Source organism: Muricoccus pecuniae (assembly GCF_014199205.1).
GTDB lineage: Bacteria > Pseudomonadota > Alphaproteobacteria > Acetobacterales > Acetobacteraceae > Roseomonas > Roseomonas pecuniae.
The window spans coordinates 41,251-59,551 of sequence record NZ_JACIJD010000005.1 but is presented as its reverse complement, the minus strand read 5'-3'; the positions used below and the strand labels follow the sequence as shown (position 1 = coordinate 59,551).

General features: G+C 71.9%; 16 protein-coding genes. 10 read left to right on the top strand and 6 right to left on the bottom strand.

The features are described 5' to 3' along the window. Positions 1-118 precede the first annotated feature (118 nt). The 3 genes from FHS87_RS06850 (at position 119) to FHS87_RS06840 (ending at position 2,764) form a co-directional block, all read left to right on the top strand. Complete coding sequence (locus FHS87_RS06850) at positions 119-1,324, top strand: MFS transporter (RefSeq protein ID WP_184515370.1); 1,206 nt, start codon at positions 119-121, stop codon at positions 1,322-1,324. A gap of 77 nt (positions 1,325-1,401) precedes the next feature. Next, positions 1,402-1,869, top strand: a complete 468-nt coding sequence (locus tag FHS87_RS06845; protein ID WP_246418116.1) for a hypothetical protein — start codon at positions 1,402-1,404, stop codon at positions 1,867-1,869. 7 nt (positions 1,870-1,876) lie between these two features. Beyond that, a complete protein-coding gene (locus FHS87_RS06840) occupies positions 1,877-2,764 on the top strand; it encodes a DUF6065 family protein (RefSeq protein WP_221299633.1) in 888 nt (295 codons plus the stop codon). A 76-nt stretch (positions 2,765-2,840) separates the two neighbouring features. Here the strand turns inward: FHS87_RS06840 and FHS87_RS06835 are convergent, their stop codons facing one another. Next, on the bottom strand, positions 2,841-4,187 hold the full coding sequence (locus FHS87_RS06835; RefSeq protein ID WP_312861901.1) for an ATP-binding protein: 1,347 nt from the start codon (positions 4,185-4,187) through the stop codon (positions 2,841-2,843). A gap of 13 nt (positions 4,188-4,200) precedes the next feature. After that, positions 4,201-4,920 carry a response regulator gene (locus tag FHS87_RS06830; RefSeq protein ID WP_184515364.1) on the bottom strand — a complete coding sequence of 240 codons (720 nt, stop codon included), beginning with the start codon at positions 4,918-4,920 and terminating at the stop codon, positions 4,201-4,203. Positions 4,921-5,115: 195 nt separating this feature from the next. Between FHS87_RS06830 and FHS87_RS06825 the strand changes: the two genes are divergently transcribed. Beyond that, positions 5,116-5,820 (top strand): DNA-3-methyladenine glycosylase family protein, encoded by a 705-nt coding sequence (locus tag FHS87_RS06825; RefSeq protein WP_221299631.1) that lies wholly within the window; start codon positions 5,116-5,118, stop codon positions 5,818-5,820. 41 nt (positions 5,821-5,861) lie between these two features. Here FHS87_RS06825 and FHS87_RS24180 read toward each other — a convergent pair whose 3' ends face one another. Further along, positions 5,862-5,993: a hypothetical protein gene (locus FHS87_RS24180; RefSeq protein WP_281394321.1), complete on the bottom strand. Its 132-nt coding sequence runs from the start codon at positions 5,991-5,993 to the stop codon at positions 5,862-5,864. Between the two features lie 241 nt (positions 5,994-6,234). On the opposite strand from FHS87_RS24180, the gene FHS87_RS06820 reads away from it, so the two are divergent. Then, positions 6,235-7,734: a circularly permuted type 2 ATP-grasp protein gene (locus tag FHS87_RS06820; RefSeq protein WP_456306606.1), complete on the top strand. Its 1,500-nt coding sequence runs from the start codon at positions 6,235-6,237 to the stop codon at positions 7,732-7,734. After that, positions 7,734-8,675 (top strand): alpha-E domain-containing protein, encoded by a 942-nt coding sequence (locus FHS87_RS06815; protein WP_184515361.1) that lies wholly within the window; start codon positions 7,734-7,736, stop codon positions 8,673-8,675. The genes FHS87_RS06820 and FHS87_RS06815 overlap by 1 nt, the downstream gene beginning before the upstream one ends. A 24-nt stretch (positions 8,676-8,699) precedes the next feature. Here FHS87_RS06815 and FHS87_RS06810 read toward each other — a convergent pair whose 3' ends face one another. After that, positions 8,700-11,009 (bottom strand): FdhF/YdeP family oxidoreductase, encoded by a 2,310-nt coding sequence (locus FHS87_RS06810; protein ID WP_184515358.1) that lies wholly within the window; start codon positions 11,007-11,009, stop codon positions 8,700-8,702. A 12-nt stretch (positions 11,010-11,021) separates the two neighbouring features. Further along, complete coding sequence (locus tag FHS87_RS06805; protein ID WP_184515355.1) at positions 11,022-12,116, bottom strand: catalase family protein; 1,095 nt, start codon at positions 12,114-12,116, stop codon at positions 11,022-11,024. Between the two features lie 146 nt (positions 12,117-12,262). Here FHS87_RS06805 and FHS87_RS06800 point away from each other — a divergent pair, with 146 nt between their 5' ends. The 4 genes from FHS87_RS06800 to FHS87_RS06785 all read left to right on the top strand — a co-directional run bounded on the left by FHS87_RS06800 (position 12,263) and on the right by FHS87_RS06785 (position 15,583). Next, on the top strand, positions 12,263-12,460 hold the full coding sequence (locus FHS87_RS06800; protein ID WP_184515351.1) for a hypothetical protein: 198 nt from the start codon (positions 12,263-12,265) through the stop codon (positions 12,458-12,460). A 117-nt stretch (positions 12,461-12,577) separates the two neighbouring features. Further along, entirely contained in the window at positions 12,578-13,540 is a 963-nt protein-coding gene (locus FHS87_RS06795) for a GAF domain-containing protein (protein ID WP_184515349.1), read from the top strand. 114 nt (positions 13,541-13,654) lie between these two features. Next, the gene (gene adh, locus FHS87_RS06790; RefSeq protein WP_184515345.1) at positions 13,655-15,172 is read left to right on the top strand and encodes an aldehyde dehydrogenase; all 1,518 of its coding nucleotides are present in this window, start codon (positions 13,655-13,657) and stop codon (positions 15,170-15,172) included. A gap of 66 nt (positions 15,173-15,238) precedes the next feature. Next, positions 15,239-15,583: a DUF779 domain-containing protein gene (locus FHS87_RS06785; RefSeq protein WP_184515342.1), complete on the top strand. Its 345-nt coding sequence runs from the start codon at positions 15,239-15,241 to the stop codon at positions 15,581-15,583. Between the two features lie 7 nt (positions 15,584-15,590). Here the strand turns inward: FHS87_RS06785 and alaS are convergent, their stop codons facing one another. Beyond that, positions 15,591-18,239, bottom strand: coding sequence for an alanine--tRNA ligase (gene alaS, locus FHS87_RS06780; RefSeq protein WP_184515338.1), 2,649 nt, complete (start codon positions 18,237-18,239; stop codon positions 15,591-15,593). Positions 18,240-18,301: the final 62 nt, after the last annotated feature.

Sequence of the window (18,301 nt, the reverse complement as noted above, 5' to 3'; positions counted from 1 at the left end):
TGAGCCGGGTACGACTGGCCTCGGCAACGGCCGCGCGCCCCTGCCCCGCACGCGCCGCGATGGACCCCCGCCGGCGCCGGGTCTAGCGTGAGCGGCAACGGGACGGGAGCGGAGCGTCATGCAGGGCCGGTCACTCGCCATTCTCCTGACGCTCGCCGTCGGCTGCGCCGCCCTGGCCATGGGGCTGCGCCAGTCCTTCGGCCTCTATCTCGCGCCCATGACGGCCGCGATGGGCTGGTCGGCCAGCGGCTTCGCCCTCGCCATCGCCGTGCAGGTCCTCGTCAACGGCTTCAGCCAGCCGCTGGTCGGCCAGCTCGCGGACCGCTTCGGCGGGCGGGTGGTGGTGATCGGCGGCGCGCTGCTCTACGCCGCCGGCATCGCGGGCATGGCGCTCTCCCCCGGGCTGGGCCTCTTCACCTTCTTCGCCGGGCTGGTGATGGGCGTCGCCGTCTCGGCGGCGGGGATGCCCGTGATCGTCGCCTCCCTCACCCGCCAGCTCCCGGAATCCATGCGCGGGCGGGCGGCGGCGCTGGGGACGGCGGGATCCTCCCTCGGGCAGTTCCTCGTCGTGCCGCTCTCTGGCGCGGCCCTCTCGGGCTTCGGCTGGCAGGCTGCGCTGCTCGCCATGGCGGGCGCCGCGCTGCTGATGGTGCCGCTCGCCCTGCCGCTCGCTGGCCGCCCCGCGCCGAAGGCCGCGAGCGCCGAGCCGGAGGAGACGGCGCGCGCCGCCCTCTCCCGCGCGCTGGGCTCGCGCATGTTCTGGTGCCTCTTCTTCGGCTTCTTCGTCTGCGGGCTGCACGTCTCCTTCCTGGCCGTCCACCTGCCGGGCTTTGTCGCGCTCTGCCACCTGCCGCTCCAGGTCGGCGCCTGGGCGATCTCGCTGATCGGCCTGTTCAACGTCATCGGCTCGCTAGGCGCGGGGGAGCTGACCCAGCGCTGGCGCCGGCGGGAGCTGCTGGTGGCGATCTACGCGCTGCGCGCCCTGGTCATGGCCGTGTTCTTCCTCGCCGCCGAGAAGACCACCGGCTCCGTCCTCGTCTTCTCCGCGCTGATGGGGGTGCTCTGGCTCTCCACCGTGCCGCCGACCGTCGCGCTCTGCGCCCGGCTCTTCGGGACGCGCTGGCTCGCCACCATCTTCGGCCTCGTCTTCCTCGGCCACCAGATCGGGGGCTTCCTCGGCGCCTGGCTGCCGGGCCTGATCTTCGACCGCACGGGGAGCTACGACGCCATGTGGCTCATCTCGGTCGCGGCCGGGGTCTTCGCGGCCCTCATCCACCTCCCCGTGCGGGAGCCCGCGCCGCTGCCCAAACCGGCGGCGGCGTAATTCCCCCAGGGCCCGGGGTGGACAGGCGGCGCGTCCTCCCCTTTTCTGCCGCCGGTTCGCGGTCAAGGAGTGGGGTCATGCGGCAGGGCTGGGCGAAGTGGATCTTGGTCGCGGCGCTGGCCGCCCCGCTGGCTGCGGCGGACGCGCAGCAGCCCCAGGCGCAGGCGCAGGCCGCGCCCCATGCCTGGCTCTTCGGCTCCTGGACGGGCGGCATCTTCCCCGCCACCGAGACGGAGGGCGCGGCCTGCGCCGCCCAGCCCACCGTCATCATCACGCGCGACGTCATCATGCGCGTCTCCCTGCTGGAGGTTCCCTACCGCCAGCGCCTGATCGAGACGGTGGCCGGCGGGCCTGATGCCGTGGAGTTCCGCCTCGCCCCCGCCGCCGCCTCCGTCGCCCCGCTCGGCGGCCGGCTGCCGCCGGACAGCGCCTTCGGCTGCGCCAACCCGAACAACCTGCGGGTGGAGCGGCGCGGGCCGAACGAGATCGTCTTCCCCGACTGCGCCGAGTTCCCGAGCCCGCTCAAGCGCTGCACGGCGCGCTGAACCCGCCATGGCGGAGGGGCTGCCAGCCGCCGAGGCGGAGCCGCCCGGCTCCGGGATCGCCGGCCCGGATCTGGGCGCAGGTCTGGGCGCGGATCTGGGCGCGGACCGGGGGGCGGCTCCCGCCGGGGTGACGGCCGGGAACCCGCCCGCGGCGGAGGAGCCGGCCCCGATCCGGCTCACCGCCCACAGCCTCGGCACGCCCCCGCCCCGCCTGCGCCCCTCCCCCGCGCGGCGGGACTGGATGGACGCGACGCCCGCCGGCTTCGCCAACCGCTGCCTGCCGCTCACCATCGCCAACGCCCATGGCTGGGACGTGGTCGGCGAGGGCGCCTTCGAGGCCTGGTGGAACGGCGGCCCCGGGGCCGGCGACATCACCATCCGCACCGAGCGCCCGGGCGGCCCTACCCCCACCAGCCATTTCGGCGCGGGCATCCTCACCTTCCACATCGATCTCCTCTTTCGCACCGATCCCGGGACGAGCCTCTGGGTCTCGGGCCCGGTGAATGCGTGGAAGGACGGCATCGCGCCGCTCACCGGCATCGTGGAGACGGACTGGTCGCCGGCCACCTTCACCATGAACTGGCGCTTCACCCGGCCGAACCATCCCGTCCGCTTCGCGCCGGGCGAGCCGGTCTGCACGATCTTTCCCATCCCGCGGGACCTGATCGCGCGCGTCCGCCCGACCATCCGGCCCATCGCGGCCGAGCCGGAGCTGGAGGCCGCGCACCGGGAGTGGAGCCGCTCCCGCACGGCCTTCAACGCCGGGCTGAAGGAGCCGGGCAGCGAGGCGCGGGCCCAGGGATGGCAGCGCGACTACCATCGCGGCCGGATCGGGGACCGGGCGAGTGAGGCCCACCTCACCCGCCTGCGGCCGCGGGACTTCGAGCCAGGCTGAGCCCCCCCCGGCCGGCGAGGCCGGCACCAAGTATCTATCCGGCGAGGCCGGCACCAAGCACCCGGTGCCCGGCGGGCTAGGCCGGCAGGGTCACCACCGCCGCCAGCCCGCCGCCCTCCCGGTTCCGCAGCACCACGTCCCCGCCATGCGCGCGCAGGATGTTGCGCGCGATGGGCAGGCCGAGGCCGACGCCGCCCGTCTCGCGGTTGCGGCTCGCTTCCAGCCGGCGGAAGGGCTGGAACACCGCCTCCTGGCTCTCGGGCGGGATGCCCGGCCCGTCATCCTCCACGCGCAGGCGGATCCCCCCGCCCGCGGGCGGCTCCAGCACCACCCGCGCGGTGCCGCCGTAGTTCGCGGCATTGGCGACGAGGTTGGCCAGCGCGCGCTTGAGGGCGATCGGGCGGCCCCGCACGGTCAGCCGCTCCGGCCCGGTATAGAAGAAGCTCTCCGCCTCGGCCTCGGGCCGGGCATCGGCCGCCTCGTCGAGCACGGTGCGGCAGAGGGCGGCGAGGTCCAGCGGGACGGAGGGCTCGGCCGCCGCGTCGTCCCGCGCGAAGGCGAGGGTGGCGTTGATCATCGCCTCCATCTCCTCCAGGTCGGCGAGCATCTTCGCGCGCTGCTCGTCGTCGTCCATGAACTCGGCGCGCAGCTTCAGCCGGGTGATGGGGGTGCGGAGGTCGTGGCCGATCGCGGCCAGCATCTGCGTCCGGTCGCCGACGAAGCGGCGGATGCGCGCGGCCATGGTGTTGAAGGCGTGGGCGGCGGTCGCGACCTCGCGCGGGCCGTCCTCGGGCAGGGGCGGCGCGTTCACGTCCCGCCCCAGCGCGTTCGCCGCCTGGGCGAGGTCCCGCACGGGGCGCGTCAGCCGGCGCGTGGCCCAGACGATCAGCAGCGCCGCCGCCACCGTCATCAGCAGGAAGGCGATGAGGAAGGTGGGGGAGTGCCAGGGACGCGGCGGCGGCAGGTGGATGCTGACATTGAGCCAGGCCGTGCCGTCCGGCATCAGCAGCGCGGCGTAGAGCGTGCCGAAGCGCATCCCCGCCTGGATCTCGCGTGGGCGGAGCCGCGGCGGGCCGCCGATCAGCATCTCCGGCCGCACCATGCGCAGCGCGGGCGGCGGCGCGGGGAGCATTCCCACCCGCACCGTCGGCTGCTCGTCCAGCGAGGCCTCCAGCCCCTGCGGCAGCTCGATGTCGCCCAGGATCGAGGCGCGGCGCTCGGGCGTGGCGACGACGAGGGCGCGCCAGAGGCCGAAGATGCGGGCCGAGACCTCGCGCTCGATCGCCGCGCGCTGCAGGTCCACGCGGTCCAGCGCGTGGATGGTCAGCCCCGCCGCCTGCACGGCCATCAGGGCGAGCAGCAGGAAGAGCGCCGTCCGCCCCGCCAGCGTGCCCGGCAGGACGCGGCGCAGAGGAGTCCTCACAGCGGCGCGCGCATCAGGCCGCGCGCTCGACATCGGCGGCGAGGACGTAGCCGCCGCCGCGCACGGTCTTGATGAGGCTCGGGTTGCGCCCGTCATCCTCCAGCTTGCGCCGCAGCCGGGAGACGGCGACGTCGATCGCGCGGTCGAAGGGCCCGGCCTGCCGGCCGCGCAGGAGGTCCATCAGCATGTCGCGGGTGAGCACCCGGTTGGGGCGCTCCACCAGCACGGTCAGCAGCTCGTACTCGCCGCCGGTAAGGGAGACCTCCGCGCCGTCGGGGTTCAGCAGGCGCCGGCGCTGCGGCTCCAGCGTCCAGCCGCCGAAGTGGATGGCGCTGGGCAGAGGGTCGCGGCGGGTGCCCTCGCCATGGGCACGTCGCATCACGGCGCGGATGCGGGCCAGCAGCTCCCGGGGGTTGAAGGGCTTGGCCACGTAGTCGTCGGCCCCGAGTTCCAGCCCGACGATGCGGTCCGTCTCCTCCCCCATGGCGGTGAGCATCACGATCGGCACGTCCGACTGGCCGCGCAGCCAGCGCGCGAAGTCGAGGCCGGACTCGCCGGGCATCATGAGGTCGAGGACGACGATGTGGTAGCGGCCGAGGGGCCAGACCTTCCGCGCCTCCCGCGCCTCCCGCGCCGTGGTCACGCGGAATCCCTGCTTCTCCAGGAAGCGGGCGAGCAACTCGCGGATCTCGCGGTCGTCGTCGACGACCAGGATGTGCGGGGCGGGTTCCATGGCTGTTACATAGCGCGCCCGCGGCCGGTGTCGCCGGTCGGGTTGTTACAATCCATGTCGGGCGCCCTTCCCGTTTCCCACCGTTTCAACGGAGCGGGAGCCGGGCTTGGAGTCGCGGGGCCCATCCCCAGATAGGCGTCAACGGCGGTGCCCTCCCCCCAATCCCCCGGGCATCGTCGCAGGAACGGCGGCGGGGTGACCTGCATCCCCCCTTGTCGCGGCCCCCGCCGCCGTCCACCTCCCCGCGCGATGACCTCACCTCCCGGCTGGGCCGAGCGCGGCCTCGCCGCCCTTCTCCTGTCGGACCCCGCCCTGGGCTCGGTCCCGGAGCGCTGCGGCCCCCTGCCCTGGCGTCGGCGCCCGCCGGGCTTCCCGGGCCTTCTCCGCACCATCTGCGGCCAGCAGATCAGCAACCAGGCAGCGGCCGCCATCTGGGCCCGGCTTCGCGCCCTTCCCGGCGCGCTGGAGCCCGCGGGGCTGCTGGCGCTGGACGATGCGGCGCTCTGCGGGGTGGCCGGGCTCTCGCGCCCGAAGGCGGCGCATGCGCGAAGCCTTGCCGCCGCGGTCCTGGAGGGCCGGCTGCGGCTGGATTTCCTGCCCGGCATGGGGGACGAGGAGGCGATCGCCCATCTCTGCGCCGTGCGCGGGCTCGGGCGGTGGACCGCCGGGGTTCATCTCCTCTTTGCCGAGGACCGGCCGGACATCTTCCCCGCGGGCGACCTCGCGCTCGCCGCCGCCCTGGCCGGGCTGCGGGGCCTGCCCGCACGGCCCACCCCTGCCGCCCTCGCCGCGGCGGCCGAGGAGTGGCGGCCCTTCCGCTCCCTGGCCGCCCGGCTTCTCTGGCATTATTGGCGGCACGCCACAGGGCGGCCGGGTGCCGAGCCGGAGGATGACGGCTAGCTCGCCCTCGGCCCGCCGGGGTGAACAGCCGCCGTCCGCTCCTAGTAGCCCAGCGCGACGGCCACCTCGCCCAGTGCCCAGAAAACGGGGAAAGCGATGACGAAGGCCATCATGGCTTCGCGCAACGCGTCGTTCGGGATGACCGGGCGGGTCGCTGCATGGAGGTATCGCATGCACAGATATGAACAAAACAAGAACGATTGAGCAAGAACGGAGCCTTCACCGTTCCGTGAAAACCTGACCCACCCTCGTCGCACCCTTAGCGTGGGGGTCCATGAAACCCGCCCCCCCTTAAACGCCTTGCGGAAGGAAGGCGTGCCAAGGGGCGGAACGCTCCTCCCACCCGCCCGGCACGCCTCTTGCTGAACCCACTGAGCTGGCCGCATATCCGGACCACGCCATACGGAGGACAGGGTGCCCGCCTTCGACGAGATGAATGAGGGGGGCCGCATCCGCCCCGCCTATGCCGGGATCGCGCGTTACCTCGAGGCCGCCGGCGGGAGTGAGCTGGAGTCGAAGCGCCGCGAGGCGGAGGTGCTGTTCCGTCGCATCGGCGTCACCTTCGCCGTTTACACCCAGGGGGGCGACCCCGAGCGCCTGATCCCCTTCGACGTCATCCCCCGCGTCATCGCCCGCGCGGAGTGGGACGCGCTGCGCCGCGGGCTGGAGCAGCGCGTGCGCGCCCTCAACGCCTTCCTCGCCGACATCTACGGCCCCCGCCGCATCCTCCAAGCCGGACTGATCCCGGCCGAGCTGGTGCTGAAGAACGAGGGCTACCGCGAGATCATGGAGGGCTTCACCCCCCCAGGCGGCGTCTACACCGTCATCTCCGGCATCGATCTCGTGCGCACGGGGCCGGAGGAGTTCTTCGTGCTGGAGGACAACTGCCGCGTTCCCTCCGGCGTCTCCTACATGCTGGAGAACCGGGAGGCGATGATGCGCCTCCTTCCCAATCTCTGCGCCGCGCACCGCATCGCGCCCGTCAGCCACTACCCGGAGGAGTTGCTGGAGACGCTCAAGTCCCTCGCCCCTCCCGCCTGCCAGGGCGAGCCGACGGTGGTGGTGCTGACCCCCGGCCCCTTCAACTCCGCCTATTACGAGCACTCCTTCCTCGCCGACGAGATGGGCGTGGAACTGGTGGAGGGCGCCGATCTCTTCGTGCGCGACGACACGGTGTTCATGCGCACCACCGCCGGCCCGCGCCGCGTGGACGTGATCTACCGCCGCGTGGACGACGAGTTCCTCGATCCCCAGGTCTTCCGCCCGGACTCCATGCTCGGCGTGCCCGGCCTCATGGCCGCCTACCGCGCGGGGCGCGTGACGCTCGCCAACGCCCCCGGCGCGGGCGTCGCCGACGACAAGGCCGTCTATCCCTTCGTGCCCGAGATGATCCGCTTCTACCTCTCCGAGGAGCCGATCCTGCGCAACGTGCCGACCTATATGTGCGAGCGGGAGGAGGACCGCGCCTATGTCCTCGACCACATGGGGGATCTGGTGGTGAAGCTCGCGCGCGGGTCGGGCGGCTACGGCATGCTCGTCGGCCCGCACAGCACGGCCGAGCAGCGCGCCGACTTCGCCGCCCGCATCCGCGAGAAGCCGGGCGACTACATCGCCCAGCCCACCCTTGCCCTCTCCACCGTGCCGACGCTCTGCGAGAGCGGCATGGCGCCGCGCCACGTCGATCTCCGCCCCTTCATCCTCTTCGGCCGCGACCAGGTGCGGATCGTTCCGGGCGGGCTGACGCGCGTGGCCCTGCGGGAGGGATCGCTCGTCGTGAACTCCTCTCAGGGCGGCGGCACGAAGGATACCTGGGTGCTGGAACAGGACCCGCCCCCGATGTCCCAGTCCATAGGGCCGGAAGGAATGGCGCAGAGCATGGGCGGCATGACCCAGAGCCTGGGGAAGGGGGTCTGATGCTCGCTCGCACGGCGGACAGCCTCTTCTGGCTCGGGCGCTACATGGAGCGCGCGGGCAACGTGGCGCGCGCGCTGAACGCGACGTTGCGCATGGCCTCCCTCGCCGCGCCGCGCGGCACGGAGCTGGCCGAGTGGTCAGCGCTGCTGGACGCGACCGGCTCGGCCGAGCATTACGAGCAGCTCTACGGCGACCCCACCCCGGAGCAGGTGGCGCGCTGGCTCACCCTGGACACGCTCAATCTCTCCTCCATCGCCTCCTGCTTCGAGTCCGCGCGGCGCAACGCGCGCGCCGTGCGCACCGCCCTGACCGTGGACATGTGGGAGGCGGTGAACGACACCTGGATCGACCTCCGCAAGCTCGACCCGCACGAGGCCGGCGGCGACAGGCTGATGGGCTTCAACGACTGGGTGCTCTCCCGCGCGGTGCTGTTCAACGGCGCCGCTATGGACACGATGCTGCGTGACGATGCCTGGCGCTTCGTCCGCCTCGGCACGATGCTGGAGCGTGCGGACAACACGGTTCGCCTGCTCGCCGCCCACAGCGCCGCCTTCGGCACGGAGACGGAGAACGCCCCCGAGAACTACGCGCAGTGGCAGGGCCTGCTGCGATCCGTTGCCGCCCTGCGCGCCTACCAGCACCTGTTCCGGGAGAGGCTGCGCCCCCTCCGCGTGGTGGAGCTCCTGCTGATGCGCCCGGAATACCCGCGCTCCGTCAGCGCCTGCTACGAGGAGGTGAACGACATCCTCAGCGTGCTCGCCATGTCGGACGGCGAGGACCGCGTGGCCTGCCGCCGCCTCGCCGCCGCGCTGCGCGGCCGTTGCGTGGAGCACACGCCGGCGCGGCTGATGGATGGCGCCCTGGCCGAGCTGCTCGCGGAGGTGATCTCCGGCAACCAGCGGCTGGGTGATTCCATCGGGCGGTGCTTCCTCATCGGATAGGCACCGCCCTCCCCTGCCGGCGGCCTACTCGGCCGCCATCCGCGCTTCCTGCCGGCGGATGCGCACCGGCACGGACTTCGCCGCCGGCACCTTGCTCCCCTCGGCATAGTGCCAGAGCGGGATGAGCGGGTTGCACTCGGGGTAGTAGCCACCGACTGCGCCCTGCGGGATGTCGTAGGGCACCACCCGCAAGCCGTGGACCTGGCGCAGCACGTTGTCGTCAACCGCGGTCGTGAGCGAGACGGTGTCGCCCTCCTTCAGGCCGAGGCGGGATGCGTCGGCGCGGTTCATCAGCAGCACCTCCCGCGTGCCGCTGATCCCGCGGAAGCGGTCGTCATAGCCGTAGATCGTCGTGTTGAACTGGTCGTTCGAGCGGAGCGTGATGAGCTGAAGGATCTCGGGATCGTCGAGATCCGTGCCGAGGTCGGTGCGGAACCCGGCGGGCACGAGGAAGTTCGCCTTCCCCGTCTCGGTCTGCCACTCCCGCTGCCGCGCGGCGAGCGGCCGGGCGAAGCCGCCTGGCTCGTCCATGCGCCGGTTGAAGTCCTTGAAGATCTCGGGATAGCTCGCCTCGATCGCGTCGCGAATGCGGCCGTAATCACCCATCCACTCGTCCCAGGTCACGCGCGGGTTGGGCGGCAGCGTGGCCTTGGCGATGCCCGCGACGATGGCCGGCTCCGAGAGCAGGTGCGGCGAGGCCGGGGCCACGGTCCCGCGCGAGGCGTGGATATGCGTCATCGTGTCCTCGCAGGTCACGGCCTGCTCGCCGCCCGCCTGCGCATCCACCTCCAGCCGGCCGAGGCAGGGCAGGAGATAGGCGACCTCCCCGTTGATGAGGTGGTTGCGGTTCAGCTTCGTCGCCACCTGCACCGTCAGCCGGATGCCGGGCCAGGCCGCCTCCATGCGCTGCGTCTCCGGCACGGCGCGGAGGAAGTTCCCGCCGAGGCCGAGGAAGGCCTGGACGCGCCCCTCCAGGATCGCCTCGCAGGCCTCCACCGTGTTCATGCCGGTGTCGCGCGGCGGCTCGAAGCCGTACTGTTCGGCCAGCCCGTCCATCGGCACCAGCTCGGGCTTCTCCGTGATGCCGACGGTGCGCTGGCCCTGCACGTTGGAATGGCCGCGCACGGGAAGGATGCCCGCGCCGGGCTTGCCGATATTGCCGCGCAGCAGGAGCAGGTTGACCAGCATGCGGACGTTCTCGACGCCCTTCTTGTGCTGCGTCAGCCCCATCCCGTAGATGCCGATGGCCGAGCGCGCCGCGCCGTAGACGCTCGCCGCATCCATCATCGCCTGCCGCGCCAGGCCGGACCAGCGCTCCAGCTCCGCCCAGTCCTGGGCGCGGCACCAGGCGGCGAAGGAATCGAAGCCGTGGGTGTGCTGCTGGATAAAGGCGTGGTCGAGGATCGGGGCGCGGCCCGCCGCCATCGCCTTGTCGTCGGCCTCGACCAGCGCCTTGCACATGCCGGTGATGGCCGCGATGTCCCCGCCCGCGCGGAGCTGGTGGTACTGGGAGGAGATGCGCGTCTCCTTCAGCGTCAGCATCTCCTGCGGCGATTGCGGGTTGGTGAAGCGCTCCCAGCCGCGCTCCTTCAGCGGGTTGAAGGTGATGATCGGCACGTCGCGCTTCGCCGCCTCCTGCAGGGGGTGCAGCATGCGCGGCGAGTTGGAGCCGACATTCTGCCCGAAGGAGAGGATGCAGGCGGTATCCCGGAAATCCTCGAGCTGCACCGTCCCGACTGGCGCCCCGATGGCCTGGGGCAGCGCGACGGACGTGCTCTCGTGGCACATATTCGAGCTGTCCGGCAGGTTGTTGTGCCCGTAGAGCCGCGCGAAGAGGCCGTAGATGTAGGAGGTCTCGAGCGAGGCGCGGCCGGAGGCGTAGAAGATCGTGCGCCGGGGATCCATGCCGCGCAGTTCCGCCCCGATCTCGCGGAAGGCGTCCTCCCAGGCGACGGGAACCCAGCGGTCCCGCGCGCGGTCGAGGCGCATGGGACGCGTCAGCCGCCCGATCGCCTCGAGGTCGTGGTCGGACCAGGAGAGAAGCTCGGTGAGCGTGTGCGTCTCGAAGAAGTCGTCCGGCAAGCGCTTGCGCGTGATCTCCCAGGCCGTCGCCTTGGCGCCGTTCTCGCAGTACTCGAAGGGCAGCGGCTCGCGCGGCTTCGCCCAGGAGCAGGAGACGCAGGAATAGCCGCCGGGCTTGTTCTGCTTCAGCAGCACCGCATTGCCCGTCGCGATGCGCTCCTCCTGCAGGAGGATGCTCTCGACGGAGCGGAACGAGCCCCAGCCGCCGGCGGGCCCGGAATAGGGCTTCGTGCTCACGGGACGCTTGGCCATGGGGCGGCTCCTCTAGATCGGGATGTCATCCGCCACGCGCGGCTCGTGCATGGGGCAGCCACTGTGGCTCGCGCGGAAGCCGGAGGACATCTCGTAGGCGGGTTTGCGGGCGCGGTTGATGGAGCCCAGCGGACGGTGCGCGGCCAGGCCGTGCCAGGGGCTGAAGGACATGCCGAGATCGACTGCCCGCGACCGCTCCTCGTTCCAGGCCGGCTGCCGGCGGACGGTGATGCGTGCGAGGGCCAGGTAGGGGCTCGCCTCCTCCGGCCAGGGCACGGAAGCGTCCTCGACCGGCATCGCCTCGGGATCGGTGAGGAGCTGCGCCCGGAGTTCCCACTCGCCTCCATGGGCGGCGAAGAAGTCCGTCACCTCCTCGCGCAGCGCCTCGGGACGGCCGGACACCTCCACCTTCCGCCCGGTCAGCGCGCGCAACTCGGGCGAGACGGGGGCGATGCTGTACTTCGCGATGAAGTCGCCGTGGCGATAGGGCGTCTGGCTGTAGAAGGTCTCGCCGAGGATATGCGTGTTAGGGTGGCCGCCGAGCTGCGTGACCGTCGCGCTCTTGCCGCCCACCGCCTCGATCGCCGCCTCCGTGCCGCGCAGCACCGCCGAGACTGCCTTCTTGAAGCCCTGCGGCATGTCGGTCGTCTTCGCCAGCATCTTCGCACTGCCGAGGAAGGCCTTGGCCGTCGCCGCCGCGAAGGCGGGGGCATTGGCCATGACGAAATCCTGCGTCGCCTGTCCCTCCGCGCCGGGAAGCCGCTCGCCCTCCACCCCCACCACCTTCAGGGCGAGGCCGCGGGGGACGGAGACGCTGTCGTCCAGCAGGTCGCCGGGGTTGGTGGAGAAGCGCATCACCACGGGGAAGCGCCCGGGCCTGGCGAACAGCCCCTGCGCAAGGGCAGGCGGCAGGCCGCCGAGCACCTCGATCTCGCCGCGCAGGAAGCCGTGGCTCTTCGCGTGCACGCTGCGGACGGGGTAGCCGTAATCCTTGAAGGTGGTCTCGACGATGCCCCTCATGGTCTCGACCAGCTCCCGCGTGGTCTCCCCCTCGGCAGGCTCCGGGTGTTCCAGGCCGGGCTCGTATCGGAGGGGGTCGGTCGGCATGAGGTCTCCTTTGTTAAGGCCTTCAACGCCGTGTGCAGGGGCATGTTTCCCCGCCGGCCTCCCCCCGTGTGTCGTCATTGCAACAGGTGAAATGTGTAACATCACGGATATGTGAAAACGCGCCGGGGATTCGCTAGGCTTCCCCCATGAGCACATTCCGAGCCCAGGCCATCGCTGGCCGTGTCGTTCTGGTCCATGACATGCCGGACCAGGTCGTCGTCTCCGAATTCGACGCCGTCGAGGCCTCGACGCTGCTGCGGCAGCTCGAGAACGCCCTCGCCCAGGTCGTGCGCGGCCTGGCGGAGCGCGCCTCGCAGCCGCTTCGCCCCGAAGCGGTGGGCTGAGACAGCCGGGCCAGTCCCGCTGCGGGAGAGGGGCGGAAACCGCTTCCTCCCCTCCCGAGGCCTCATGCTAGCCTCCCGACCGCTCAGGCAGGGTCAACACCCGCCGACGGAGGAGACATGCACGGGACAGCGGAGCGGCCCCATGCCGAACGGGTCCACGCGGCCTTGCAGGACGGCGCCGCGGCCCGTTCCGCCATCGCGGCCTCCTGGCGGCGGTCCATCGCCCTCTACGGGCTGGACCCCGAGAACCATCGCCCGCCGAGGAACCTGACCGAGCCGGAGCTGCGCCTGGCCCGCGAGCGGATGGAGCCGCTCATTCGCCTGGCCCAGCCGAGCATGGACCGGCTCTTCCAGGCCGTCGGCGGCATCGGCTGCTGCGTCCTGCTCACCGATCGCAGCAGCATCCCCGTGGAGCGCCGCGGCCATGGCGGGGACGACGCCCAGTTCCGCAAATGGGGCCTCTGGACCGGCACGGTCTGGAGCGAGGAGAGCGAGGGCACCAACGGCATCGGCACCTGCCTCGCTGAGGGCCGGGCGCTGACGATCCACCGGGACCAGCACTTCCACTCCCGCAACGCCGCGCTCAGCTGCACGACCGTGCCGATCTTCGACCATGAGGGCGCGATCGCGGGCGCGCTCGACGTCTCCTCCTGCCGGGCCGACACGACCGAGGCGGTGACGGGGCTGATCGCCGCCGCCGCCGCCGATGCCGCGCGCCGGATCGAGGAGCGGGGATTCCGCCAGGCCTTCCCCCACGCCCGCATCGTGCTGGTCGAGGACCGCGCCGGCGCCGCCCTTCTCGCGATCGATGCGGACGACCTCGTTGTCGGGGCCACGCGCGCGGCGCGGCAGGCGCTCGGCATCACGGCCGAGGCGCTGCGCCGGCCCTTGCCGGCGGCCGACCTTCTCAGCGCCGGCGCGCCCGCCGCAACGGACCTCCTGCAAGCCGAGCGCAGCGCCCTGCAAAGGGCCCTCGCCCGGGCGGGCGGCAATGTCTCCGCCGCGGCCGGAGCGCTGGGAATCAGCCGGGCCACGCTGCACCGCAAGCTCCGCCGCCTCGGCCTGCGCGGCGCGCACTGACGCCTTCCCTGTCGCAGATCTGCGACAAGTCGGTCCGATAGCGGGATGACAGGGCGGGGGCTCCTGCCCCAGCCTGACCGGGATGCGAGGCATCAAGCACGCACGGAGGAAAGCATGACCAAGATCGACGGGCTCCAGGTGGCGGATTCGCCGTTCAAGCGGCGCTACGGCAACTTCATCGGCGGGCAATGGGTGGAGGCGGCGAGCGGGCAGAGCTTCGCCAACACCTCCCCCGTCAACGGCCGCGTCCTCTGCGAGGTCGCGCGCTCCGACGCCACCGACATCGACCGCGCGCTGGACGCCGCGCACGCCGCCCGCGAGGCCTGGGGCCGCACCAGCGCCGCCGAGCGCGCCCGGATGCTGAATGCCATCGCCCAGCGGATGGAGGACAACCTGGACCTCCTCGCCCGGGCCGAGACGCTCGACAACGGCAAGCCTATCCGCGAGACGACGGCCGCCGACCTCCCGCTCGCCATCGATCATTTCCGCTACTTCGCCGGCTGCATCCGCGCGCAGGAGGGCACGCTCAGCGAGATCGACCACGACACCATCGCCTACCACTTCCACGAGCCGCTGGGCGTCGTGGGCCAGATCATTCCCTGGAACTTCCCGCTGCTGATGGCCTGCTGGAAGCTCGCCCCCGCCCTGGCCGCCGGCAACTGCGTTGTGCTGAAGCCGGCCGAGCAGACCCCGGCCTCCATCCTCGTCTGGGCGGAGCTGATCGCCGACATCCTGCCGCCGGGCGTGCTCAACATCGTCAACGGCTTCGGGCTGGAGGCGGGCAAGCCGCTGGCGACCAGCCCGCGCATCGCCAAGATCGCCTTCACCGGCGAGACGACGACGGGCCGGCTGATCATGCAGTATGCCAGCCAGAACCTTATCCCCGTGACGCTGGAGCTCGGCGGCAAGTCGCCGAACATCTTTTTCAAGGACGTCGCCGCCGAGGAGGACGACTTCCTGGACAAGGCGATCGAGGGCTTCGTCATGTTCGCCCTCAACCAGGGCGAGGTCTGCACCTGCCCCTCCCGCGCCCTCATCCATGAGAGCCTCTACGACCGCTTCATGGAGCGCGCGATCAAGCGGGTGGAGGCCATCGTGCAGGGCGACCCGCTCGACCCCGCCACGATGATCGGCGCCCAGGCCTCCAGCGAGCAGTTGGAGAAGATCCTGAGCTACATCGACATCGGCAAGCAGGAGGGCGCCGAGATCCTGACGGGCGGCGAGCGCAAGCTCCTGCCGGGCGAGCTGGCGGGCGGCTACTACATGCAGCCCACCGTCTTCCGCGGAAACAACCGCATGCGGATCTTCCAGGAGGAGATCTTCGGCCCCGTCGTCTCCGTGACCACCTTCAAGGACGACGAGGAGGCGCTGTCCATCGCCAACGACACGCTCTACGGCCTCGGTGCCGGCGTCTGGACGCGGGACATGAACCGCGCCTACCGGTTCGGCCGCGCCATCCAGGCCGGGCGCGTCTGGACGAACTGCTACCACGCCTATCCCGCCCACGCGGCCTTCGGCGGCTACAAGCAGTCCGGCATCGGGCGGGAGAACCACCGGGCGATGCTCGACCACTACCAGCAGACGAAGAACATGCTCGTCAGCTACAGCCCGAAGAAGCTCGGCTTCTTCTGATCCGTCCCGGGGCGGCGCGGGCCATTGGCGCCCTCGCCGCCTCTCCACCACTGAGGAGATCCGGTCGTGGCGGAAGCAGCGAGCCGCGTCAGCGCCACACCCGAGGCCCTCGCCCTGATCGCGGAGATCCAGGCGGAGCACGGCCCCGTGCTCTTCCACCAGTCCGGCGGCTGCTGCGACGGCTCCTCCCCCATGTGCTACCCGCAGTCGGACTTCATCCTCGGCGACCGCGACGTGCTGCTCGGAGAGATCGGCGGCGCGCCCTTCTACATCGGCGCCGCCCAATTCGAGGCGTGGCAGCACACCGAACTGGTCATCGACGTCGTCCCCGGGCGCGGGGGGATGTTCTCCCTCGACAACGGGCGGGAGCGGCGCTTCCACACACGCTCCTGCCTCATCCGCGAGGGCTGAGCGGCCCTCAGGCCGCCAGCGCCTCCCGGATCGCCGCCAGCGCCTCGGCGGACTTGCCGCCCTCGGGGCCGCCGGCCTGCGCCATGTCGGGCCGCCCGCCGCCGCCCTTGCCGCCCACCGCGGCGGAGGCGGCGCGCACGAGGGCGACGGCATCTGCCCTGCCCTTCGCCGCCTCGCCCACCGCGACCACGATGCTCGCCTTGCCCTCGGCCGAGGAGACGAGCGCGACCACATCCGCCGTGCCGCCCTTCAGGATGGCCTCTGCCAGCCCCTTCAGGTCGCGCGCGGGCACCTCGCCGAGGTCGCGCAGCGCGACGCGAAGGCCGGAGACCTCCTCCACCTCGGAAGCCGCGCCGCCCGTCGCGAGCTTGCGGCGGAGGTCGGCCACCTCCCGCTCCAGCTTGCGCCGCTCCTCCACCAGGGCGGCGATGCGGGCGGGGACCTCGTGCGCGGGCACCTTCAGCGCGGCGGCCGCCTCCCGCAGGAGGCGCTCCTCCTCCTCCACCACGGCGAGGGCGGCGGGGCCGGTCACGGCCTCCACGCGGCGCACGCCGGCGGAGACGGCCCCCTCCCCCACGATCTTGAACAGCCCGATATCGCCGGTGCGGCCGACATGCGTGCCGCCGCAGAGCTCCAGGCTATAGACGCCGTGGCGCGAGACCGCCTCGAGGTCGTGGCCCATGCCGACGACGCGGACCTCGTCCCCGTACTTCTCGCCGAACAGCGCCATGGCCCCGGCCTCGACCGCCGCTTCCGGCGTCATCAGCCGGGTGACCACCTCGGCGTTCTCGCGGATGCGGGCGTTCACCTCCCCCTCCACCCAGGCCAGGTCCTCGGGGGACATGGGGGTGGGCTGGGAGACGTCGAAGCGCAGGCGGTCGGGGGCGTTGAGGCTGCCCTTCTGCGCCACATGATCGCCCAGCCGGCGGCGCAGGGCCTCGTGCAGCAGGTGCGTCGCGGAGTGATGGGCGCGGATCGCGCTGCGGCGGTGATGCGCCACCTCGGCCAGCACCGAGGCGCCCACAACCGCCGTGCCGTGCTGGACGATGCCGAGATGGACGTGCAGCCCGAGCTTCTTCTGCGTGTCCCGCACCGCGATCTGCAGGCCGTCGGCCCCGGTGATGAGGCCGGCATCGCCGACCTGCCCGCCGCTCTCGGCGTAGAAGGGCGTCTGGTTCAGCACCACCGCCACCTCCGTCCCCTCGGGGGCGCTGTCCACCTCGGCGCCGTTCGCGACGATGGCGAGGATCGAGGCCTCGGCCCGCTCGGTGTTGTAGCCCTGGAACTCGGTGCCCGTGCCCAGCCGCTCCTTCAGGTCGAACCAGAGCGTCTCCGTCGCGGCATCGCCCGTGCCGGACCAAGCGGCCCGCGCCCGGCGGCGCTGCTCGGCCATGGCGCTCTCGAAGCCCGCCGTGTCCACGGGGCGGCCCTCGGCGCGCAGCGCGTCCTGCGTGAGGTCCAGCGGGAAGCCGAAGGTGTCGTAGAGGCGGAAGGCGACATCGCCCGGCAGCGGCTGCCCCTCGCCGAGCTTGCCCGTCTCCTCCGCCAGCAGGCCGAGGCCGCGCTCCAGCAGGGAGCGGAAGCGCGTCTCCTCCAGCCGCAGCGTCTCGGTGATCAGCGCCTCGGCGCGCACCAGCTCGGGATAGGCGGCGCCCATCTGGCGGATCAGCACGGGAACGAGGCGCGGCAGCAGCGGGTCCCGCGCGCCTATCATGTGCGCGTGGCGCATCGCGCGGCGGAGGATGCGGCGCAGCACGTAGCCCCGCCCCTCATTGGAGGGCAGCACGCCTTCGGCGATGAGGAAGGCGCCGGAGCGGAGATGGTCCGCCACCACCCGGTGGCTCGCCTTGAACGGGCCGTCGGGCTCCTGCCCCGTCGCCTCGGCGCTGGCGAGGATGATCGCGCGGAAGGTGTCCGTGTCGTAGTTGTCGTGGACGCCCTGCATGATCGCGGTGAAGCGCTCCATGCCCATGCCCGTGTCGATGGACGGGCGCGGGAGGGGGCGGCGCGTGCCGGGCGGCCCCTCCTCGTACTGCATGAAGACGAGGTTCCAGATCTCGATGAAGCGGTCCCCGTCCTCGTCCGGGGAGCCGGGCGGGCCGCCGGGGATCTTGTCGCCGTGGTCATAGAAGATCTCGGAGCAGGGGCCGCAGGGGCCGGTGTCGCCCATGCGCCAGAAATTGTCGGAGGTGGCGATCCGGATGATCTTCTCCTCCGGCAGCCCCGCGATCTTCTTCCACAGCGCCGCCGCGTCCTCGTCCTCGTGATAGACGGTGACGAGCAGCTTCTCCTTGGGAAGCGCGAAATCCCTCGTCAGCAGGGTCCAGGCATGGCTGATCGCCTGTTCCTTGAAGTAGTCGCCGAAGGAGAAATTCCCCAGCATCTCGAAGAAGGTGTGGTGGCGCGCGGTGTAGCCGACATTGTCGAGGTCGTTGTGCTTGCCGCCGGCGCGGACGCATTTCTGGGCCGTGGTGGCGCGGCTGTAGGGTCGCTTCTCCGCCCCGGTGAAGACGTTCTTGAACTGCACCATGCCGGAATTGGTGAAGAGCAGCGTCGGGTCGTTGCGCGGCACCAGCGGGCTGCTCTCCACCACGGAATGTCCGTTGCGGGCGAAGTAGTCCAGGAAGGTGGCGCGGACGTCGTTGCTGCTGGTCATGGGGCGGGTTCTGTTCCGATTCCTCGCGCGGGCGCGACCGGGGCGTGTAGCCCGGCCCGGGC